This window comes from Neobacillus cucumis (assembly GCF_023715505.1).
The window spans coordinates 187,765-207,524 of record NZ_JAMBOH010000011.1 but is presented as its reverse complement, the minus strand read 5'-3'; the positions used below and the strand labels follow the sequence as shown (position 1 = coordinate 207,524).

The window sequence follows — 19,760 nt, the reverse complement described above, 5'->3', positions numbered from 1 at the left end:
ATATTTAGGTTAAACTGAATTTGAGTCATGATTAATTCCTCCTCATTGTTTTCGTCGCTGTTAACATTGTTGACAAGAGGAATTAATTTGACTCCTTTTCTTTTTACACAATTATACGGACTTAATCCTAATTGACGACTGAGCAGGTGGAAAATGAGGTAGTTGGGTAGTCAATCAGGCTAATTGACGACCGAGCAGGTGAAAAATGAGGTAGTTGGGTAGTCAATCAGGCTAATTGACGACTGAGCAAGTGGAAAATGAGGTAGTTGTGTAGTCAATCAGGCTAATTGACGACCGAGCAAGAGCAAAAAGGGCACCCTGGGTAGTCAATCGAAGTAACTTAGTAGAATAAAGATCTATTCATAATACGCCCATTGACCAAACCCTATCAAAGTATAATTTTGTTTAAGGATTCGACTAATTTGCTTTTTAGACTCAATCACCCTACACCATTCATAAACTATATTAGTAGTGATTTTCATATCAGGAAAAAGCAGCAATAACTCCTCCACACTTCGTAAGACAGCGGAATCAACCGTTTCCTCATGACCGCATGTTCTACACACAATCTTCTCCCTTCTTTCCATCGAACAAATTAACGAGTGACATACTGCGCAAATCAATCCCTTTTGCAATCCATTATAAGTATAAGGAGGTAAGCGAGTATAGGGAGAGTCTGTTTGATGCATCGAAATTAACTGATCAGCAAGCATTTTATGCCGGTTAGTTAGCTTTGACGGGACTTCGTTTAATTTTTTCATCAGGCAATTAAGCTGAGTAGGGTGAATAATCGGCTCGTTTAAGGGGGCTTGGTATAATGTGAAATAGGGGTTTACAAAGGTTAAGGAACCTTCAATAGGTAATTGAAAACCAAGATTTTTAAGTGAAGGGCGGAGAAGGGATTTGCTGCGTTTTAATTGATCCAAAGGATTCTTTATTTCGTCCTTAGATAACTTAGGATAGAAATTTCCTAATTCATATCTATAATCACCTTCAAAGTTTTTAACTTCAAATGGGTAAATCGTTTGCTGAGAAATAATTAAGGTGTCAATTTGAAAAAGTGATTTATTATGCTCGAGGCACAAATCATTTAAAATGTATAAATCGTTTTGCAGCTTTGACGTTAACTGGTCAAAGACCACCTCACCCTGGTATCCTTTTTCTAGGTAAGCATAATGCTGTTTGTCTTTTGATGATAACTCCATTCGTACGTTTAAAGAGCTTAGGATCCTTAATTCTTTTGATTTCTTACGCGTCTTATATGGGTGCATATCAGACTTCCTTTCACCTAATTAATATACTACTCCACATCAATTTTATAAAAAACTACTATATTAGTGTTTGAATACTTTGTTAACATTGATAGAATAATCGGATAAAAATTGGCAACTTAAAACCTTTAAAATATTAAGTTCATTGCCCTTTTGATAAAAATTCATTATAATTAAACATGTCTAATTACTCACTTAGAATACAACATACAAAAGTGTAGAAAGAGGTGATTATTATGAATTTTAATCCTGTATCCAGCAAGAAACTATATATGCAAATTTATAACCAAATTCTCTCAGAAATCCAATCAGGTGCATTTAAAATAGGTGATAAACTGCCAGCTGAAAGAGAACTATGTGAAATGTTCGGTGTAAGTCGTGCTCCGATTCGACAGGCCCTAAGCGCTTTGGAGTTAAATGGAATTATTTATTCCCGTCAAGGCGAAGGCGTTTATGTGAAAAGCACTCAACTTGCAACTGATCAATCCTTCTTTAAATCAATTACCCCTGAAGATATTGTTGAGGCTAGAATGAACATCGAGCCACTGATTGTTAAATTTGCAGCCCAAAGAGCAACAGATGAAGACATAGAGGAGCTTCGTTCAACCATAAAACAGATGGAGGACGAAACAAGGGCTGGCGTATACGTACCAGAAACAGACGAGAAATTACATTGTGGTATTGCCAAGGCCTCTCATAATGATTTATTTATCAACATCATGGCTGCTATTATCAATGCGATGAAACAACAGGAAATGTGGAAATTTATTCGAGATCGGACCGTAACTCGACCAGACTACCGGGACGTTAATTTCAGAGAACATCAATTACTTATTAAAGCAATAGAAGACCGAAACGAAAAAGAAGCAGTGAAAATTATGACGGACCATATGCAAAATTTATATGATCGGTATTGGAAGGATTAGATGAATTAATCTTTCAAAACTGTATAGTACCAATACTCAAAATTCCCCATGAAAAATTATGATGGGGAATTTTTTTATTTTCTATTAGTTTAATGGTGTTTATTCATAATGCTAACTTTTCTTATTGACAAACAAAATCAAGAAAAGTATATTAAATACATAACATCTTAGTAGACAAGTGGACAAGAGAACAAGTGGACAGGAGTAAAAAACAAAAGGAGGAGATTATGAGAGCAGCAGTCATTGATAAACCATACTCGATCGTATTACAAAAGGTTAGTTCACCGGTAATAAAACATGCCAATGAAGTGAAAATTCAAGTGGTCGTAACTGGAATATGCGGCTCGGAAATTCATGCGTACCACGGGACACACCCTTTTCGAATCCCGCCAGTCATATCAGGACATGAGCTTGCAGGGGTGGTTGTAGAAACAGGGTCAGAAGTCAAGGGGGTCTCAGTAGGGGATCGAGTGACAGTGGAGCCTCAGTATGGATGTGGTGTTTGCAGATCTTGCAAAGCTGGAAAATATCATATTTGTAAAGAAAAAAGAGTATTAGGTACACAAGAATGGATCGGTTCTTTCGGTGAATATATCGTTGTTCCGGAAAACACAATTGTAAAGCTGCCAGATAATATATCCTATGAACAGGGAGCTATAATCGAACCCCTTGCAGTAGGCGTTCACGCTGTTAGAAAGGCTGGAGTAGGACCCGGAGATGAAATAGCTATTCTCGGAGCAGGCCCTATAGGTTTGGGTTTAATGATAGCTGCCAAAAACGCAGGTGCATCCAAGATCTACATAACAGATGCTTTGGATTATAATTTAGAAATTGCCAAAAAACTGGGTGCCACTTCTCCAATTAATACAAATGATGAGGATGCAGTTGAAAGAATATTGGAAGAGACAGATGGTGAAGGAGTAGATACAGTATTTATTGCTGTAGGAATTCAATCCGTTCTGAATGATTCTTTCAAGACCGTCAAAAGAGGCGGTAAAGTATCTGAAGTTGCTCTTTTTGGCAAAAAACCAGAAATTGATATTTCTTACATTCAAAATAAAGAAATAGAATTAATTGGCTCCAACATGTATGTGAGAGAGGATTTTGAGATTGCGGCTGAGGCAATTGCCACTAATTCATTTGATACCTCTTTGTTCATAACAAAGGTGATCCCAATCGATGATATCAAGAATGCTATGAATATAGTTGATCAAAAATTAGAGAATGTTATAAAGGTTTTATTGAAATTTTAAATGTTTTATATTTTAGCAGCTTTCCTATTTTATCGAGAAAAGAGAGAATGAACAATTTTTTTAAAACTGTTTTATGTAAGGGGTTGCAATAAATTCAGAGGGAACGATAGGAGGAATTATTTTGGATATACTTCAATTAGAGCGTTCAACTACTAAAAAGGTTACGTTAAGATTAATTCCGTTTTTATTTTTATGTTTTACAATATCGATACTAGATCGAGTAAATATTGGATTTGCCGCACTACAAATGAACCAAGATTTAGGTTTTTCGAATGCGGTTTTTGGATTTGGGGCAGGGATCTTTTTCCTTGGTTATTTCCTTTTAGAGGTCCCGGGCAGTGCCATTATGACGAAAATTGGACCAAGAAAATGGATTAGTAGAATCATGGTTACATGGGCCATCATTGCCATATTTATGGCTTTTGTAAAAACGCCTATGCAATTTTATACAGCGCGGTTTCTTTTAGGGGTTGCTGAAGCTAGTTTTTATCCATGCATGGTATTTTATTTAAGCGGTTTTTATCAAACCAAACATCATGCAAAGGCAATTGCCGGATTTATGGTTGCTATACCAGGTGCGAATGCATTAGGTTCACCACTTTCCACTTTCTTACTAGGAGTCAACTGGTTAGGTTTGGAGGGATGGCAATGGATGTTTATTATGGAAGCGATTCCAGCTGTGATTTTAGGTATCGTATGCTATTTCTATCTTGATGATAAAATTGAAGATGTCAAATGGTTAAATAAAGAGGAGAAAAAATGGTTAATTGATATTACAACAAAAGAGAAACTTCAAAAGCAGGAAGTTAAACACTACACTTTCCTGCAGGCTTTAAAGGATCGTGATGTTTTAATCTTATCTGTCGGATATTTTTGCTGGATGATTGGCTATTATGGAATTGTTATGTTTTTACCAACCATTTCAAAAGGTTTAACGGAAGCAACCTCTCTTAGTACTCAATCAATGGGTTGGGTTTTAGGATTAATGTATGTTTGTGCGATGGTGACGATGATTCTAGTTGGTAACCACTCAGACAAAAAGAACGAGCGGCGCTGGCATGTTGCCGCATGTTTAACAACCAGTGCCATTGCAATGGTCATTAGCAGCCTGGTTGCCAATACTAGTATTGTTTTATCATTTGTCTTTTTAACCATCGCCCTTTGTGGAGCTTTTGGCGCCTACTCACCATTCTGGTCTATTCCTCCATCGTTCTTAACGGAAGCTGCAGCTGCAGGGGCCATTGCACTTATTAACAGTATTGGGAATCTTGGCGGATTCTTTGGACCGTACATTGTTGGATATATTAAGGATCTGACAGGATCATTTAACGCTAGCATGGTCTTCTTAGGTGTAAGTTTGATCGTAGGCTCTTGTATTATTGTTTTCTTAGTAAAACAGTCAGGCAAGGTTTTAAGGCCGAATGTCGAAAATAAATTGGAAAAGTCTAGTTAAAAAGTTAATTATCTGTGTCTTCTAGCTGACTCAAACCTTCGGATAACAATCATTTGTTAACCGGAGGTTTTTTTGTCTTTAAAAAACAGTATTCTATGGAGAAAAGTTGAAATTTTTATAGATTTGCCAATTGATTAATTTTTATAAAATCCTTATTGACAAATATGTAAACGGTGTTATACTGAGTTCATAAGTTAACTTAGTAGACAAGTAGACAAGAAGATAACAAAACAAGCTTATCAAAATTGAATGAGGTGACTGGTATGAAAGATGTTGGTATTGAAGAATTAAAGCAAAAAGCGATTGAGATGAGGAAAACCGCTCTCACGATGATACACGAAGCGCAATCAGGACATCCAGGAGGCTCCTTATCTGCAGCAGATGTGGTAACGGCACTTTATTTTAGAGAAATGAACATTGATCCGAATAATCCCCAATGGGAAGATCGTGATCGGTTTGTACTATCAAAAGGGCATGTGTGTCCGATCCAATATTCAGCATTAGCTTTACGAGGTTATGTACCTTATGACACCATTTACACGTTAAGAAAGTTTGGTTCTCCATTCCAAGGACATCCAGATATGAAAAAGTGTCCAGGTATTGATATTTCTACAGGGTCTTTAGGACAGGGACTTTCTTGTGCAGTTGGTATGGCACTGGGAGGAAAAAGGGATTCAAAGGATTATCGAGTATTCGCTATTTTAGGAGATGGGGAGTGTCAAGAAGGCCAAATATGGGAAGCTGCACAAAGTGCTGTTAAGTATAAGTTGGATAATTTAGTTGTTTTCGTGGATGACAATGGATTGCAAATTGATGGTACAACCGAAGAAATTATGCCAAACCAGGATTTAGAAAAGAAATTCCAGGCCTTTGGTTTTGAAACGAGAAGAATCGATGGACATTCAATGGAACAGATTGTTGAAACATTAGATTATATTCGCGAAGCTAAAAACGAAAAACCAAAATGTATTGTTCTTAACACGGTAAAAGGTAAGGGAGTATCTTTTATGGAACATTCCGTTGGATGGCATGGTGTTGCTCCGAATGATGTCGAGTTTCTGAATGCAATTGAAGAAGTAGCAGGGGGGTTAAAATAATGAGCTTAATGGAGAAAGATGTTGTAGTTAAAAAAGCTACCAGAGAAGCCTTCGGTGATGAAATTGTACGATTGGGGAAAAAGAACAAAAATATTTATGTGGTGGATATTGATATTGGTAAGTCTTGCAAGACGACAGAATTTGCCAAGCAATTTCCAAATCAGCATGTAAATGTCGGTATAGCTGAACAAAATGGTGCTGGATTAGCGGCAGGACTTGCGACAACAGGTAAAATCCCCTTTGTAAGCACTTACGCAGTATTTGGTTCACTAAGAATGGCGGAGCAAATCAGACAAGAAATTTGTTACCCCAACCTAAATGTAAAAATAGCCTGTTCTCATGGCGGACTTACTCCAGCGAATGATGGAGCAAGTCATCAAAGCATCGAAGATATGGGTGTATTAAGAACGATTCCAAATATGACGGTCATTATGGGTGCTGACTATTATTCTACTAGGAAATTAATCGAACAAGCCGCTGAATTGTATGGTCCGGTCTATCTTCGTTTTACTAGAGATACCGTTCCGGTTCTATATGATGAAAATGAAGAATTTACGATTGGGAAAGCAAAGCAGATCAAGGACGGAAAGGATCTCGCGATTATTGCAAATGGTGACACCGTCTATCTTGCCTTAGAAGCAGCAAAGCAATTAGAAAAAGAAGGTATATCTGTAAAACTGCTAGACATGCATACGATAAAGCCACTAGATAGAGAAGCAGTCGTTGACTGTCTAAATATCGGCAAAATCATTACAGTTGAAGACCATAATATTTTAAATGGTCTAGGAAGTGCGGTATGTGAAGTAGTTGCTGAAGAAGGCAAAGGGATTGTGAGAAGAATTGGGGTTCAGGATCAATTCGGGCAGTCGGCCCCATATGAAACGTTGTTAGAGCTTAATGGTATTACAATTGAAAATATTGTCACTACAGCAAAAGATTTACTCAAAAACTAATAAATGACCGAGGAGAGATGAAACATGTTTGAATTAGAAAATAGAGTAGCGATCGTTACAGGCAGTGGTTCAAAAAAGGGGATTGGACGTACAATTGCACTTACCCTTGCAAAACAGGGGGCAGCAGTGGTTATCGCTGACCTTAATATGGATGGAGTTCATGAAGTCGTTAATGAGATTAAAGAAGCTGGCGGAAAAGCTTTTGGTGTTGAATTAAATGTAACCAGCAAAGAATCGAATGAAGCCATGGTAGAAAAGGTTCTACAAACCTATGGCAGAATTGATATCCTTGTCAATAATGCTGGAATTTCACAAAAAGTAACCGTTCAAGATATGACTTTAGAGGACATCAACAAAGTATTTAATGTCAACATGTTTGGACTATTCTTATGCACTCAAGCCGTACTAAAAACGATGAAAAATCAAAAGTATGGCCGAATCGTAAGTCTTTCCTCCGTTTCCGCTAAACGAGGTGGCGGAGTATTTGGTGGACCGCACTATTCTGCTTCAAAGGCTGCCGTATTAGGATTTTCTAAGAATCTAGCCCGTGAAGTTGCTCTTGATGGAATCACTGTAAACTGTGTGGCACCAGGTCTTGTTAATACAGACATTTGGAAGTCCCTTCCTGAAGAGGAAGCAAAGAAAGTGATCGATGGAATTCCAATGGGAAGACCAGGTGAGACTGAGGAGATTGCGGCAACGATTGCTTTCTTAGTTTCACAAGAAGCATCCTACATTACAGGAGAAGAAATTGATATTAATGGCGGGTCACACATGGATTAATTTTGTCCTAACGGTACAGGCATTCCAGTTAGGAATGCCTGTGTCATTTTAATGAACACTGCAGAGGAGTGGTTGATATTAATTTTAATCCAGTGGCCAGTAAGAAATTATATATGCAAATTTATCATCAAATCCTGTCTGAAATCGAATTGGGTTCATTTAAAAAAGGTGATAAATTGCCTGCCGAAAGAGAGCTGTGCGAACAATTTGGTGTAAGCCGAGTTCCCATCCGACAGGCCCTAAGTGCATTAGAATTGAATGGAATTATCTATTCCCGCCAAGGTGAAGGAGTTTATGTGAAAAGTAATCAGATTACACCTGATCATTCTGAATCGGCCATTTTTTTTAAATCGATATCCCCAGAAGATATTGTTGAAGCAAGGATGACTATAGAGCCTCTCATTATTAAATTTGCAGCTGAAAGAGCAACTGATGAAGACATTGAAGAACTTCGTTCGACCATCGAGGAAATGGAGAAAGAAACCAAGGCTGGTGTTTATGTACCAGAAACAGACCACAAATTACATTTTAGTATTGCAAAGGCCTCTCATAATGACTTATTTATTAACATTATGGCGGCTATTAGTAATGCAATGAAACAACAAGAAATGTGGGAATTTATTCGGGATCGAACGGTCACTCGACCGGATTATCGAGACATTAATTTTTATGAGCATCAATTACTTATAAAAGCCATTGAGGATCACGACGAAAAAGAGGCAGTCGAAGTCATGAATAAACATATGAACAACTTATATGATCGGTATTGGAAGGATTAGACCTATTAAGTTTTCCATGCAAAATCGTATTGACAACCCTTACATGCAAAGATATACTTAATGCAAAATAGGGAACTTAGTATACAAGTAGACAAAATGGATAGGGAGCGGCTATGCAGAAATTTTACATTTATATATTTATATAATAGAAGAATAGGAGAGTCGCCCTATCTATTTGTATTGACAAAGTAAGTTAGAAGTTTTTGGAAGCGTTTGATGTATGGGTTTACAATGGGTTAAATATTAGTGATTTTAAATCTTTCTTAGGGGAACTCTCTTTTAAATGAGAATTAATTCCCTTTAACCTTTAATGAGATGATGGCTTGGAATAAGGAAGGGACAACAAGATAAGGGGGAATTATTTTGGATCAACTCGCACTAGAGCGTTCAACTACTAAAAAAGTTACATTAAGATTAATTCCATTTCTGTTTCTATGTTTTTCGATATCTGTACTTGATCGGGTGAATATTGGATATGCTGCCCTGCAAATAAACAATGATTTAGGTTTTTCGAATGCTATTTTCGGATTCGGAGCCGGAATCTTTTTCCTTGGATACTTCCTTTTAGAGGTACCGGGCAGTGCGATGATGGCTAAAATTGGACCGCGGAAATGGATTAGCAGGATCATGGTTACATGGGGCATCCTTGCTTTTTTAGAAACGTTCGTCCATACTCCCATACAATTTTATACTGTACGATTTCTTTTAGGTGTTGCTGAGGCCAGTTTTTATCCATGTATGGTATCTTATTTAAGCGGTTTTTATCAAACGAAACATCATGCAAAAGCGATTGCCGGATTTATGGTGGCAATACCAAGTACAAATGCTATAGGTGCTCTATTATGTACTTACTTGCTAAGCGTTAACTGGTTTGGTTTGGCAGGATGGCAATGGTTGTTTATTTCTGAAGCCATTCCATCTGTAATCTTAGGTGTTATATGTTATTTCTATCTTGACGATCAAATTGAAAAAGTAAATTGGTTGAACAAAGAAGAGAAAAAATGGTTAATTGACGTTACAACAAAAGAGAAACTTGAAAAGCAGCAGGTGAAACACTACACCTTCCTGCAGGCTTTAAAGGATCGAGACGTTCTCATTTTATCCGCCGGATATTTTTGCTGGATGGTTGGATATTACGGGATTAACATGTTTTTACCGACAATTTCAAAAGGCTTATCTGAAAAAATATCTATTAGCACTCAAAGTATGGGTTGGATTTTATTTCCTATGTATATTTGTGCCGTGGTGACGATGATTCTAGTTGGCAACCATTCAGATAAGAAGAATGAGAGACGCTGGCATGTTGCTGTATGTTTAACCATAAGTGCGATTGCGATGATTGTCAGCAGCTATATTGCTAATGCAAGCATTGTCTTATCATTTGTATTTCTAACCATTTCATTATGCGGGGCATTTGGGGCATACGCTCCATTTTGGGCCATTCCACCTTCTTTCTTAACTGGAGCCGCAGCTGGAGGCGCGATTGCCCTTATCAATAGTGTGGGAAATCTTGGTGGATTTTTCGGACCTTACATTGTGGGTTATATTAAGGATACAACAGGTTCCTTTAATATAAGTATGATTTTCTTAGGTGTAAGTATGATATTAAGTTCTTGTATTATTGTTTTCTTGGTAAAACAATCAGGTAAGGTTAAGAGTAGGAAATTAGAAAAAAAACTGAAACAAATAAGTTAAGAAAATCTATCTATACTAAATTGAAACTTTATATAAATTGATATCGTGTAGAGGTGTATTGGCCATGAAAAAACTAGGGGTCCTAACAAGTGGCGGCGATGCCCCAGGAATGAATGCTGCTATAAGGGCAGTAGTAAAAGCATCAAGTCACTATCATGTGGACGTAATGGGGATACAGGGCGGATTCCAAGGTTTAATTGATGGTAAGATTCATGAATTAACATCCCAAGAAGTAGAAGATATTGCCGATCGTGGCGGTACGATTTTAAAAACGTCAAGATCCTTAGAATTCATGGAGGAAACAGGACGAAAGAAGGCTTTTAATGTATTGAAAGATCTGGATATAGATTCCTTGATTGTCATAGGTGGGGAAGGATCTTTAAAAGGAGCTGAAAAATTACATAAACTAGGTATAAATGTGATCGGAATACCTGGGACGATTGACAATGATTTAGCTTATACCGATTATTCAATCGGATTTGATACCACTTTAAATACGGTATTGGAGTGTATCGGTAAAATTAAAGATACTGATTATTCACATGATAAAACCACAATTGTCGAAGTGATGGGAAGATATTGCGGCGATTTAGCTTTATATTCTGCTTTAGCAGGTGGAGGAGAAATCATCTCTACTCCAGAAAGACCATTAGATTTATATTCTATCTGTTCAGAATTACGTTTAAGAATGAGCCGTGGAAGAAATGATAACCTCGTCATCGTTACCGAAAGAATGTATGATTTGCAGGAAATGCAGCACTACATTGAAAAGAAGTTAAACATTAGTGTAAGAACTACCTCATTAGGTTTCATCCAAAGAGGGGGAAATGCATCCGCATTTGATCGGGTATTGGCAAGTAATATGGGCGTTAAGGCAGTAGAACTGTTGATAAATGGATATTCGGGTCTAGCTGTTGGAATGAAAGAAAATAAAATCATTCATAAAGAACTGGGCTGCGTAAATTCCGAAATAGCGGATAAGCAGGATAAATATAGATTACTAGAAAAGCTTTTAGGTTAGAAAAAGTATGCGCTTAATTGTTGCTTGGATCAATAAGTTTTTAATTACCAAAAATTTAGGGGGAAGCGAAAATGGGCGAAAAATTAATGGAAAAACAAGGTACGATTATTTGCCAAGTGTGTGAAGAAGTAATTGACGTCGTTGAAAGTACAGAAGGCGTTAAAACGTGGTATGGAATGTGTCAGGATTGTTCCCGGGAGAAGAACGAAGATTAACGTCAATCAACTGTTGGAGGGAAGTAAAATGAAAGTTGCGATTGCATCTGATCATGGTGGTATAAATATTCGTAATGAGATCATCTCATTGCTAGAAGAGATGAAAATTGAGTACTTAGATTTAGGGTGTGATTGTGACACCTCTGTTGATTATCCAGATTACGCTATTCCTGTTGCGGAGAAGGTAGCAAGTGGTGAAGTAGAACGAGGTATCTTAATTTGTGGCACGGGGATAGGAATGAGTATTTCGGCAAACAAAGTAAAGGGAATACGCTGTGCCCTGGTACACGATACGTTCAGTGCTAAGGCAACAAGAGAGCATAACAATTCCAATATCTTAGCAATGGGAGAACGTGTCATCGGTCCAGGCCTAGCCCGCGATATCGCGAAAATATGGTTAACAACCCCCTTTGAAGGCGGCAGACACGCAAACCGTATCAATAAAATAACGGAATATGAAGCGGGGGGACGGTTCTCTTGCTTCCAGCAAAGTTAAAAACAAACCCCCTTTCGCTAATTAGGCGAAGGGGGTTTATTTGTTAGTTATTATCCTTTATTGCTTCAGTATATATTCTAAAATCGGAGCACAAGAACCGTCCCCATGCTCCCACAGCCATGTTGGGGATACAACAAAACCTAAATGCTTGGGGGAAGCACACAAAAGATTTACGATGATAAAAAATACCTATAGTGTGTTAAAAAGAAATTTTAGTGTGCAATGACGGTTTTGTCTAACGATACCTAATAGGTCAAAACTGTTGCAACTAAAGGGATTAGACAAATAAATTAAAAAATTTTGGGCATGCCATAATTTTGGCATGCTTCTTGCATTATTAAAGGTAAGAAATGAAGGAGGTTATGAAATGAGGCATTTTTTGATTGCCACACATGGAGAGTTGTCTAAAGCATTTATTGAAACATTGGAACTAATAGCGGGTAAAACAACGAATGTTTCATACTTTGGAATGACTAAACTAAAATCTGGTGATTTGGCAACGGAGGAATTGAAAAAGATTTTAACCACGAAAAAGGAGGATGAACATTTTATTGTATTAACTGATATCTTTGGAGGAAGCGTCACAAATATTTGCACCGAGCTCCTGATGGATTTTAAAGACTTTGATATTATTACAGGTTTAAACCTCCCAATGATGCTGACCTTAATTTTATCAGGCGATGAACTTAGTGTAGAGGACATGATTGAAGAAGGTGTGCGCTCTGCTAAGGAAGGCATAATTCATATTAATAAATTACTAGAAGCACAGAAAGGAAGTACAGAAGATGATCTCATTATTACGGATTGACGATCGTTTAATTCATGGACAGGTAGCATATGGATGGAGCAAGGCACTTGAGATTAATGTAATTCTCGTCGTAAACGATGAAGCTAAAAACGACGAGATGAAGGCAATGGCCTTAAATTTGGCGAAACCAGATAGTGTTAAATTATATATCCGGGGAGTGCAGGAATCAGGTGAAATTGTTAAAAAATTTGCTGAATCCCAAAAAAGTAAAGTATTAGTGCTTGTGAAAAACACGGAGGACGCACTGGCACTTGTAAAAAATTCAGGGGGCGTTTTAAAAGAAATTAATGTAGGCGGGTTGCGTTTTTCAGAAGGAAAGCGGAAACTAACCGACTTAGTCGCTGTAGATGACCAAGATTTAGCCAAATTTAAAGAGATGGAAGACTGTGGTGTTGACTTAGAATTTAGGATGTTACCTCGGGACAAGAAAAAAAATCTTAAAGACTTACTAAAAAATTAGCAGTAAAAAAGGGGGATATAAAAATGGTTTCGCAAGCAATTATGCTGGGAATTATTGCAGGAATTGGCATTTTGGACAGCCGAATTTTTGGGGCCCTCATGCTCGAACGTCCTCTCGTTACCGGATTATTAGTCGGATTGGTTCTTGGGGATGTCAAACAGGGGGTGATCATTGGGGCACAGCTTGAGTTAATTTGGATGGGGATTGCAGGAATTGGTGCATCAACTCCTCCGGATGTTGTAACAGGCGGGGTACTTGGAACTGCATTTGCTATTTTAACCGGTAAAGGACCAGAAGTAGCGTTGGTTATTGCTGTTCCGATTGCTGTGTTAGCTCAATCTTTAGGGGTTTTGGTACGTATCGTGAATGGTTATTTTATGCATAAAGCAGAAAAATTTGCTGCCAAGGCCGATTTTCGCGGTGTGACATTGATGATGTGGGTTCCACCAGTATTGTTTTTCCTAAGCGTTTTTATTCCAACCTCTTTAGCAATTATTTTAGGGGCAGACCAAGTCAAAGGCTTAATAAATGCAGTCCCTAAAACGATACTTGATGGATTAGGAGTTGCTGGGAATCTGCTTCCGGCCGTCGGATTTGCCTTATTGCTCGATATGCTATACTCGAAAAAAATGGCAGTATTTTTCTTCCTTGGATTTTTGGCAGCCTCTTACCTCGGACTAAATATTACAGCCATTGCCTTATTTGGAGCTTGTATTGCAATTATTATTCATATTGTTATTAATAATAAAAAAACCGAGGTTGGCAATGGTGCTATGGCAATCAATAATTTAACGGAAGGAGAGATTGACTTTGACTGAGAAAAAGGTGACGAAAAAAGAACTTCGCCAAGTTTTTTGGAGATCGCTAGCCCTTCAAGGAGCGTTCAACTACGAACGGATGCAAAATATGGGATATGTATACGCAATGATTCCCGTTATCAAAAAGCTGTATACGAAACATGACGATCAGGTAAAGGCGTTAAATCGCCATTTGGAGATTTTTAACACGACACCTGCCATTTCAACAACAATAATGGGCATTTCAGCAGCAATGGAAGAACAAAACGCGAACAATGAAGACTTCGATGAAAATTCCATCAATGCGGTAAAAGCATCTTTAATGGGCCCACTTGCCGGAATCGGAGACTCTTTATTCTGGGGCACGTTCAGAGTCATCGCAGCAGGGATTGGGATTTCCCTTGCGACAAAAGGAAATATCTTTGGCCCTATTCTATTCTTTCTTTTATACAATATTCCGCACTTATTCATAAGAATCGCGGGATTAAGATTAGGGTACCGGGTGGGAGTATCTTCCCTTGAAAAAATTCAAAAAGAAGGCTTGATGGAAAAAATAATGGCGATTGCGACAACTATTGGTCTAGTTGTCGTCGGGGGAATGGTAGCCACGATGCTAAATGTAAAAACCCCACTTCATTTGAATATCAATGGAGCAAAAGTAGTCGTTCAAGACATATTAAATCAAATTTTTCCAAACATGCTGCCATTATTCATAACCTTTGCCGTATTTACATTAATGAAACGAAAAGTAAGTATCACTAAACTAACACTAGGGATAATTATCGGCGGAATATTGATTCACTGGGCCGGTATTTTATAAATAGAAAGGGAGATTGAGACAAATGAGAATTCAAGAATATATGCAAGAAACTCCAGTAAAAATGAAAGAAATTATTCAAGAAGCAGACCAGCTATTCGCGGAAGTAAGAACACGAGAAATTGACCGCATTGTTGTGACTGGCTCAGGAACAAGCTTTCATTCTGGACTCCAAACACAAAAATTAATGCAGCATATTGCAGGAGTTCGTGTGGATGCCTACTATCCATTTGCAATTAACACGGAGACCTTTCTAGGAAACTCATCTAAAACGTTGGTAGTTGGCATTTCGCAAGGAGGAAGCAGTTACTCTACCTATAATGCTATGAAAGTAGCAAAAGAAGCAGGTTGTTTAACAGCTTCTATGGCTGGCCAAGAGGATGCTCTAATTGACGAGGTAGCAGATTTCATTCTTACGGTTCAATGCGGCGAAGAATTAGCAGGTGCAAAAACGAAAGGTTTTTACTGCACAAAGTTAAATCTGACTCTTCTGGCACTTCAATTGGCAAGAGAAACTGGCAAACTATCAAATGAGGACTATAATAAGGAAATTTCATTACTAGAAGAAACTGCGGATCAGTTCTTAAAAACCTATGATACAGCCCTTCAATGGATTGAGACGAATAAAGAAAAGCTTGCTCAAGCGAAGGATATTCGTGTAATCGGTACAAGTGAAATTTATGGTGATACATTAGAAAGCGCGCTGAAATTACTAGAAACGATGCGTATTCCTGTTACAGGATATGAGTTTGAGGAATTTATCCATGGTATCTACAATGCGGTAAATGAGGATTCAACTATTATCATTTTTGATACAGGTGTAGAGAAACGGTTAGAGAAACTGGTTGAGGTGCTATCGAGCTGGACCGAGCATATTTATGTAATTGGCAGCAAAGTGGAGGAAAATCCACAAAATATGAAAGCAGAGTTCATTAACCATCCATACTACAAAACCTATGAATACATTATTCCTGTTCAATTAATCTGTGGTGAAATTCCTCCCTTAAGAGGAGTAGACCCAAGCATTCCAAAAGACCCGAAATTTCATATGAAATTGGAAAGCAAGAAGTTTAATAAGTAGATTTTAATATGGAATAATAGCATTTAGGAAAAGGGAGGTTAATGCTTTGATTAAGGCTGTTGTCTTTGATTTTGATGGACTGATCATAGATACCGAGACCATTTGGTTTGATAGTTTTAAAGAGATATTGGGGAGGTATGATGTTCAGTTTCCATTAGAGATTTTTCTCCCTTGTGTCGGAACACACGGAACCATTATCGATCAATATATTGAAGAAAAGTTAGGTAAAAACATCAGTGTCACAGAGGTAAGGAAACAAGTACGGGAATGCCATCGTGAAAAAATCGACGGTATTGGTGTCAGAGAGGGAGTACGTGAATATTTACAACAAGCAAAAAAATTGGACCTGAAGATTGGTTTGGCCTCCAGTTCAAGCAAAGAATGGATTCATGGGTTTTTAAGAAAGCTCGATTTATTCGATTACTTTGACGTTATCAAGACCAGTGATGATGTCAAAATGATTAAACCAGATCCCGCCCTTTACTTTCAATGCTTGGATGCTTTAAATGTCAGTTCCAATGAAGTCGTAGCTTTTGAAGACTCAAACAATGGAGCGAGAGCTGCAAAAGCGGCAGGTGTAACTTGTGTAATCGTACCCAATCCTATAACTGCAGGAATGACTTTTGATCAATACGATTTGCGGATTGAGTCCATGGCCACTCAATCACTGACGGATGTGTTAAAAAGAATTACCACTTTTGTGTAAGCTATCCGCTTTATGGATTTCAAGCTAAATGAAAGCCGGACCCCTTGGAATGAGGAGGGATCCGGACTTTTTATATAAAAGTTGAGTTGCATGAACAATGTGGATTTGGTGAGTAATATTACTAGCCGATTAAAAGTATTCCAGTTAAAAGATCCTCAAAACACCTCTTTTACCACAATCCTCAAGCCTTTGGTTTGCTTACGTATTAGAACGTCATAGAAATTCACTGAAATATATTGTAAGATCATATTACATCGGTTCATTTAGAAGGTTATCTTTGATAGATGGGGGAGGGCTAACAGTATGTATGATGAATTCATAGATTATATGATTGAAGTGACTAACACGTTTTCCGTTGAGGCTGAAGCAGAATATGCACCATTTCAAACTGAGGCGGTGGCTCTCCATTTTAATATAGATCGAACTAGAGCAAGCAGAATATTGAATGAATTGGTTAAAGAAGATATTCTAGTGAAAGTGAATACACGTCCGGTTTGTTTTTTACACAGAGAAAAGATAGAAGAAAACTATGGAATTGTTGCAAATTCTACTTATGATAGTTTTGATGCTTTAAAAAAAGAACTAGTAATTGATAAGGCAGAAGGAATTTTTAGTCAGTTAATTGGGTATGAGAAGAGCTTGAAAGAAGTTATTCAACAAATAGAAACATCTATTCATTATCCGGACAATGGATTGCCGCTAATGTTACTTGGACCTACGGGAGTGGGAAAAACTTTTTTGGCCAAACTCATTTATGATTATACCCGTGCAAAAATGATCATTGATAATGATGCACCTTTTTATGTATTTAATTGTGCGTTGTATGCAAATAATCCGGAATTGCTGACAAGTTACCTGTTTGGCCACTCAAAGGGGTCATTTACAGGTGCCATCAAGGATCAAATGGGACTAATTGAACAGGCAGATCACGGGATACTGTTTTTAGACGAAGTTCACAGGCTGGATCGAGAAGGCCAGGAGAAATTATTCACGTTTATGGATCAGGGAACTTTTTCCCGAATGGGGGAAACAAATGTCGTTAGAAAATCCAAGGTTCGCTTAATTTTTGCAACGACAGAAAACTTATCTGTTTTTTTAGAAACGTTTTTAAGAAGAATCCCTATAACCGTAAATGTCCCAAGCCTCGAAGAACGGGGCCAGGCTGAAAAAAGTCAGTTTATTCAGAGTTTTTTTACAGAGGAATGCAAATTGCTCGGTATTCCAATCCATGTCACCAATAAGGCACTTGATATCTTAAATAAATATTACTATGCCGGGAATATTGGAGAATGCAAGAATATCATTAAATACTCCTGCGGGTTTGCCTATTCTAAGAAAACGAAAAACAATGACCAGATTTTTATCACTTTGCAGGAATTGCCGGGACAAATTTATAAGAGCTCCCCACAATTGTTTGATAATTATGCTTCAAAGGAAGGAGGTGTTTTATTTCATCCTCATAAAAAAAAGCAAATCCTACATGTGAACGAAGCGATGATTAAGCATATTGAGCAAACCTACAGAAATTGTATGGGGTATTTTTCTAAATTGGAAAATAGTGAATGGAAAGAACGAGAATTTCTTGAGAAATGTACAGAAGAGATTACGGCCATGACGGACAATCTAATATTTGAAAGACCGAATGAATCAAAGAGCTTTATGATGGAATTTAATCTCTCCGCCATACAGGACATTTTTCGGTATTTAGAATCCCATTATAATATTAAATATGATGGAAATAGTGTATATACACTTTCATCCTATTTATTTTTCAAATCTCAACCGTTTATCTTGAATAAACAAGATGAGAACCTGACAAAGCAAATGCTTCAATTTATTAAAAGACATTATAAAGCGGAATATTTAATAGTGGCGAAAATTATGTCTTTCATCGAAAAGGGTATGGAATTAAATTTATATCTTGAAGATATTATTTTGATGACATTATTCTTGTGCAAAAATCAGATACAGCAACATGATAATCGTCTGAAGGCGATGATTATTGCTCATGGTTATGCAACGGCGAGCAGTATTGCAAATGTTTGTAATCGCCTGTTAGGTGTAAAGGTTTACGACTTCATTGACATGCCGGTTGAGTCATCCATAAAAGATATTACGAAACAAATGCTTCAATATGTGGAGGAAAATGACACATCTAGCGGGTTGGTTATTTTAGTGGATATGGGTTCGTTAAGTCTCCTTCACGATCAAATCAAAGAGGCCATTGATGGTCCGCTTCTTTGTATAGATCAGGTTTCGACTTCATTTGCTTTAGAAATTGGGAATTATTTATCACAAGGCAAATCTATTGAAGAGATGTTGAAGCCTTTGGAGGAACTTGTTCGGCCTAATATTAATCTTTATTATCCTTCTAAACGTAAGGAATATGCAATTGTTACCTCCTGTTTTACAGGTATCGGAACTGCTACGCAGATTCAGCAATTACTTTCCGAAAGTATGGAAGATTTGCTGGATATAAAAGTAGTATCACATGATTTTGAGCGCTTAAAGCAAAATGGAATGAACGAGCCACCGCTTAGAGTTTATGATGTTTTGGCGATTGTTGGAACAGACAATCCTGAAGTTGAGGGAATCAATTTTATTTCATTGGAAGATATTATTTCTGGAAAAGGTGAAAATGATGTTTTCAAAATCTTTGAGAAAATCGCACCTCCGGAAACGATTCGTAAAGTGAATGACAGAATCATCAAGAACTTTTCTCTTAGAAGAGTGATTGATTCCTTGATCATTTTAGATACGGAAAAGGTTATTTCACAGGTGGAACATGGGATCAAGCAATTGGAAAATCAGATTAGACAAAAGCTACCCAATGATAAAAAAATTGCCTTATTTGTCCATGTCAGCTGCATGATAGAACGCTTAATAAGAAAGTCACCCATTTCGGAATATCCGAATCAAGAAGAATTTGAACGAGTCCATAAAAAGGAAATAAGTATTATAAGAGATGCATTCAATGTGCTTGAAACTACTTATAGTGTTCAAATGAATATTGCCGAAATTGGTTATATTTTCAATATCATTAAACCAAATTTAATGTCCTATAAGGAGTCAGCGACATAAGCAAATGTTATTTAAGGATAGGGTTTCCCAAATTTTAAGGGGATACCCTTTTCTACGTTCACTGATTG

Annotated in this window: 19 protein-coding genes; 18 read left to right on the top strand and 1 reads right to left on the bottom strand. The window is 37.4% G+C overall.

The annotated features are described in order from the left end of the window. Window positions 1-356: 356 nt before the first annotated feature. Window positions 357-1,271: a nuclease-related domain-containing protein gene (locus M3226_RS17375; RefSeq protein WP_251567385.1), complete on the bottom strand. Its 915-nt coding sequence runs from the start codon at window positions 1,269-1,271 to the stop codon at window positions 357-359. Between the two features lie 236 nt (window positions 1,272-1,507). Between M3226_RS17375 and M3226_RS17370 the strand changes: the two genes are divergently transcribed. The 18 genes from M3226_RS17370 (at window position 1,508) to M3226_RS17285 (ending at window position 19,692) form a co-directional block, all read left to right on the top strand. Beyond that, window positions 1,508-2,197 carry a FadR/GntR family transcriptional regulator gene (locus M3226_RS17370; RefSeq protein WP_285857884.1) on the top strand — a complete coding sequence of 230 codons (690 nt, stop codon included), beginning with the start codon at window positions 1,508-1,510 and terminating at the stop codon, window positions 2,195-2,197. A 227-nt stretch (window positions 2,198-2,424) separates the two neighbouring features. Next, window positions 2,425-3,450: a zinc-dependent alcohol dehydrogenase gene (locus M3226_RS17365; protein ID WP_251567381.1), complete on the top strand. Its 1,026-nt coding sequence runs from the start codon at window positions 2,425-2,427 to the stop codon at window positions 3,448-3,450. 121 nt (window positions 3,451-3,571) lie between these two features. Then, window positions 3,572-4,903, top strand: a complete 1,332-nt coding sequence (locus M3226_RS17360; RefSeq protein WP_251567379.1) for an MFS transporter — start codon at window positions 3,572-3,574, stop codon at window positions 4,901-4,903. 245 nt (window positions 4,904-5,148) lie between these two features. Further along, window positions 5,149-6,000, top strand: a complete 852-nt coding sequence (locus M3226_RS17355) for a transketolase (RefSeq protein WP_285857883.1) — start codon at window positions 5,149-5,151, stop codon at window positions 5,998-6,000. Next, on the top strand, window positions 6,000-6,953 hold the full coding sequence (locus M3226_RS17350) for a transketolase family protein (RefSeq protein WP_251567375.1): 954 nt from the start codon (window positions 6,000-6,002) through the stop codon (window positions 6,951-6,953). The genes M3226_RS17355 and M3226_RS17350 overlap by 1 nt, the downstream gene beginning before the upstream one ends. A gap of 24 nt (window positions 6,954-6,977) precedes the next feature. Next, window positions 6,978-7,736 carry an SDR family NAD(P)-dependent oxidoreductase gene (locus M3226_RS17345; RefSeq protein ID WP_251567373.1) on the top strand — a complete coding sequence of 253 codons (759 nt, stop codon included), beginning with the start codon at window positions 6,978-6,980 and terminating at the stop codon, window positions 7,734-7,736. A 68-nt stretch (window positions 7,737-7,804) separates the two neighbouring features. Further along, the gene (locus M3226_RS17340; protein ID WP_251567371.1) at window positions 7,805-8,515 is read left to right on the top strand and encodes a FadR/GntR family transcriptional regulator; all 711 of its coding nucleotides are present in this window, start codon (window positions 7,805-7,807) and stop codon (window positions 8,513-8,515) included. A gap of 363 nt (window positions 8,516-8,878) precedes the next feature. Then, window positions 8,879-10,210, top strand: a complete 1,332-nt coding sequence (locus M3226_RS17335) for an MFS transporter (RefSeq protein ID WP_251567369.1) — start codon at window positions 8,879-8,881, stop codon at window positions 10,208-10,210. Between the two features lie 64 nt (window positions 10,211-10,274). Next, window positions 10,275-11,231: a 6-phosphofructokinase gene (gene pfkA / locus M3226_RS17330; protein WP_251567367.1), complete on the top strand. Its 957-nt coding sequence runs from the start codon at window positions 10,275-10,277 to the stop codon at window positions 11,229-11,231. Between the two features lie 71 nt (window positions 11,232-11,302). Beyond that, window positions 11,303-11,446 carry a GapA-binding peptide SR1P gene (locus tag M3226_RS17325; RefSeq protein ID WP_251567365.1) on the top strand — a complete coding sequence of 48 codons (144 nt, stop codon included), beginning with the start codon at window positions 11,303-11,305 and terminating at the stop codon, window positions 11,444-11,446. Window positions 11,447-11,474: 28 nt separating this feature from the next. Further along, complete coding sequence (gene rpiB, locus M3226_RS17320; protein WP_251567363.1) at window positions 11,475-11,942, top strand: ribose 5-phosphate isomerase B; 468 nt, start codon at window positions 11,475-11,477, stop codon at window positions 11,940-11,942. A gap of 367 nt (window positions 11,943-12,309) precedes the next feature. Further along, complete coding sequence (locus tag M3226_RS17315) at window positions 12,310-12,750, top strand: PTS sugar transporter subunit IIA (RefSeq protein WP_251567361.1); 441 nt, start codon at window positions 12,310-12,312, stop codon at window positions 12,748-12,750. After that, the gene (locus tag M3226_RS17310) at window positions 12,728-13,210 is read left to right on the top strand and encodes a PTS sugar transporter subunit IIB (protein ID WP_251567358.1); all 483 of its coding nucleotides are present in this window, start codon (window positions 12,728-12,730) and stop codon (window positions 13,208-13,210) included. The genes M3226_RS17315 and M3226_RS17310 overlap by 23 nt, the downstream gene beginning before the upstream one ends. A gap of 23 nt (window positions 13,211-13,233) precedes the next feature. Beyond that, window positions 13,234-14,028, top strand: a complete 795-nt coding sequence (locus M3226_RS17305) for a PTS mannose/fructose/sorbose/N-acetylgalactosamine transporter subunit IIC (RefSeq protein ID WP_251567356.1) — start codon at window positions 13,234-13,236, stop codon at window positions 14,026-14,028. Next, window positions 14,021-14,827, top strand: a complete 807-nt coding sequence (locus tag M3226_RS17300) for a PTS system mannose/fructose/sorbose family transporter subunit IID (protein ID WP_251567355.1) — start codon at window positions 14,021-14,023, stop codon at window positions 14,825-14,827. Before M3226_RS17305 ends, M3226_RS17300 begins: the two co-directional genes overlap by 8 nt. 22 nt (window positions 14,828-14,849) lie before the next feature. After that, window positions 14,850-15,905, top strand: a complete 1,056-nt coding sequence (locus tag M3226_RS17295) for an SIS domain-containing protein (protein WP_251567353.1) — start codon at window positions 14,850-14,852, stop codon at window positions 15,903-15,905. 46 nt (window positions 15,906-15,951) lie between these two features. Continuing rightward, on the top strand, window positions 15,952-16,611 hold the full coding sequence (locus M3226_RS17290) for an HAD family hydrolase (RefSeq protein WP_251567351.1): 660 nt from the start codon (window positions 15,952-15,954) through the stop codon (window positions 16,609-16,611). 303 nt (window positions 16,612-16,914) lie between these two features. Continuing rightward, window positions 16,915-19,692 carry a sigma 54-interacting transcriptional regulator gene (locus tag M3226_RS17285; RefSeq protein WP_251567349.1) on the top strand — a complete coding sequence of 926 codons (2,778 nt, stop codon included), beginning with the start codon at window positions 16,915-16,917 and terminating at the stop codon, window positions 19,690-19,692. Window positions 19,693-19,760: the final 68 nt, after the last annotated feature.

Coding starts and splice junctions, on each gene's coding strand:
- M3226_RS17375 (WP_251567385.1), bottom strand. CDS start 1,271: ATGCACCCATATAAGACGCGTAAGAAATCAAAAGAATTAAGGATCCTA.
- M3226_RS17315 (WP_251567361.1), top strand. CDS start 12,310: ATGAGGCATTTTTTGATTGCCACACATGGAGAGTTGTCTAAAGCATTT.
- M3226_RS17365 (WP_251567381.1), top strand. CDS start 2,425: ATGAGAGCAGCAGTCATTGATAAACCATACTCGATCGTATTACAAAAG.
- M3226_RS17370 (WP_285857884.1), top strand. CDS start 1,508: ATGAATTTTAATCCTGTATCCAGCAAGAAACTATATATGCAAATTTAT.
- M3226_RS17305 (WP_251567356.1), top strand. CDS start 13,234: ATGGTTTCGCAAGCAATTATGCTGGGAATTATTGCAGGAATTGGCATT.
- M3226_RS17310 (WP_251567358.1), top strand. CDS start 12,728: ATGATCTCATTATTACGGATTGACGATCGTTTAATTCATGGACAGGTA.
- M3226_RS17295 (WP_251567353.1), top strand. CDS start 14,850: ATGAGAATTCAAGAATATATGCAAGAAACTCCAGTAAAAATGAAAGAA.
- M3226_RS17325 (WP_251567365.1), top strand. CDS start 11,303: ATGGGCGAAAAATTAATGGAAAAACAAGGTACGATTATTTGCCAAGTG.
- rpiB (WP_251567363.1), top strand. CDS start 11,475: ATGAAAGTTGCGATTGCATCTGATCATGGTGGTATAAATATTCGTAAT.
- M3226_RS17285 (WP_251567349.1), top strand. CDS start 16,915: ATGTATGATGAATTCATAGATTATATGATTGAAGTGACTAACACGTTT.
- M3226_RS17350 (WP_251567375.1), top strand. CDS start 6,000: ATGAGCTTAATGGAGAAAGATGTTGTAGTTAAAAAAGCTACCAGAGAA.
- M3226_RS17345 (WP_251567373.1), top strand. CDS start 6,978: ATGTTTGAATTAGAAAATAGAGTAGCGATCGTTACAGGCAGTGGTTCA.
- pfkA (WP_251567367.1), top strand. CDS start 10,275: ATGAAAAAACTAGGGGTCCTAACAAGTGGCGGCGATGCCCCAGGAATG.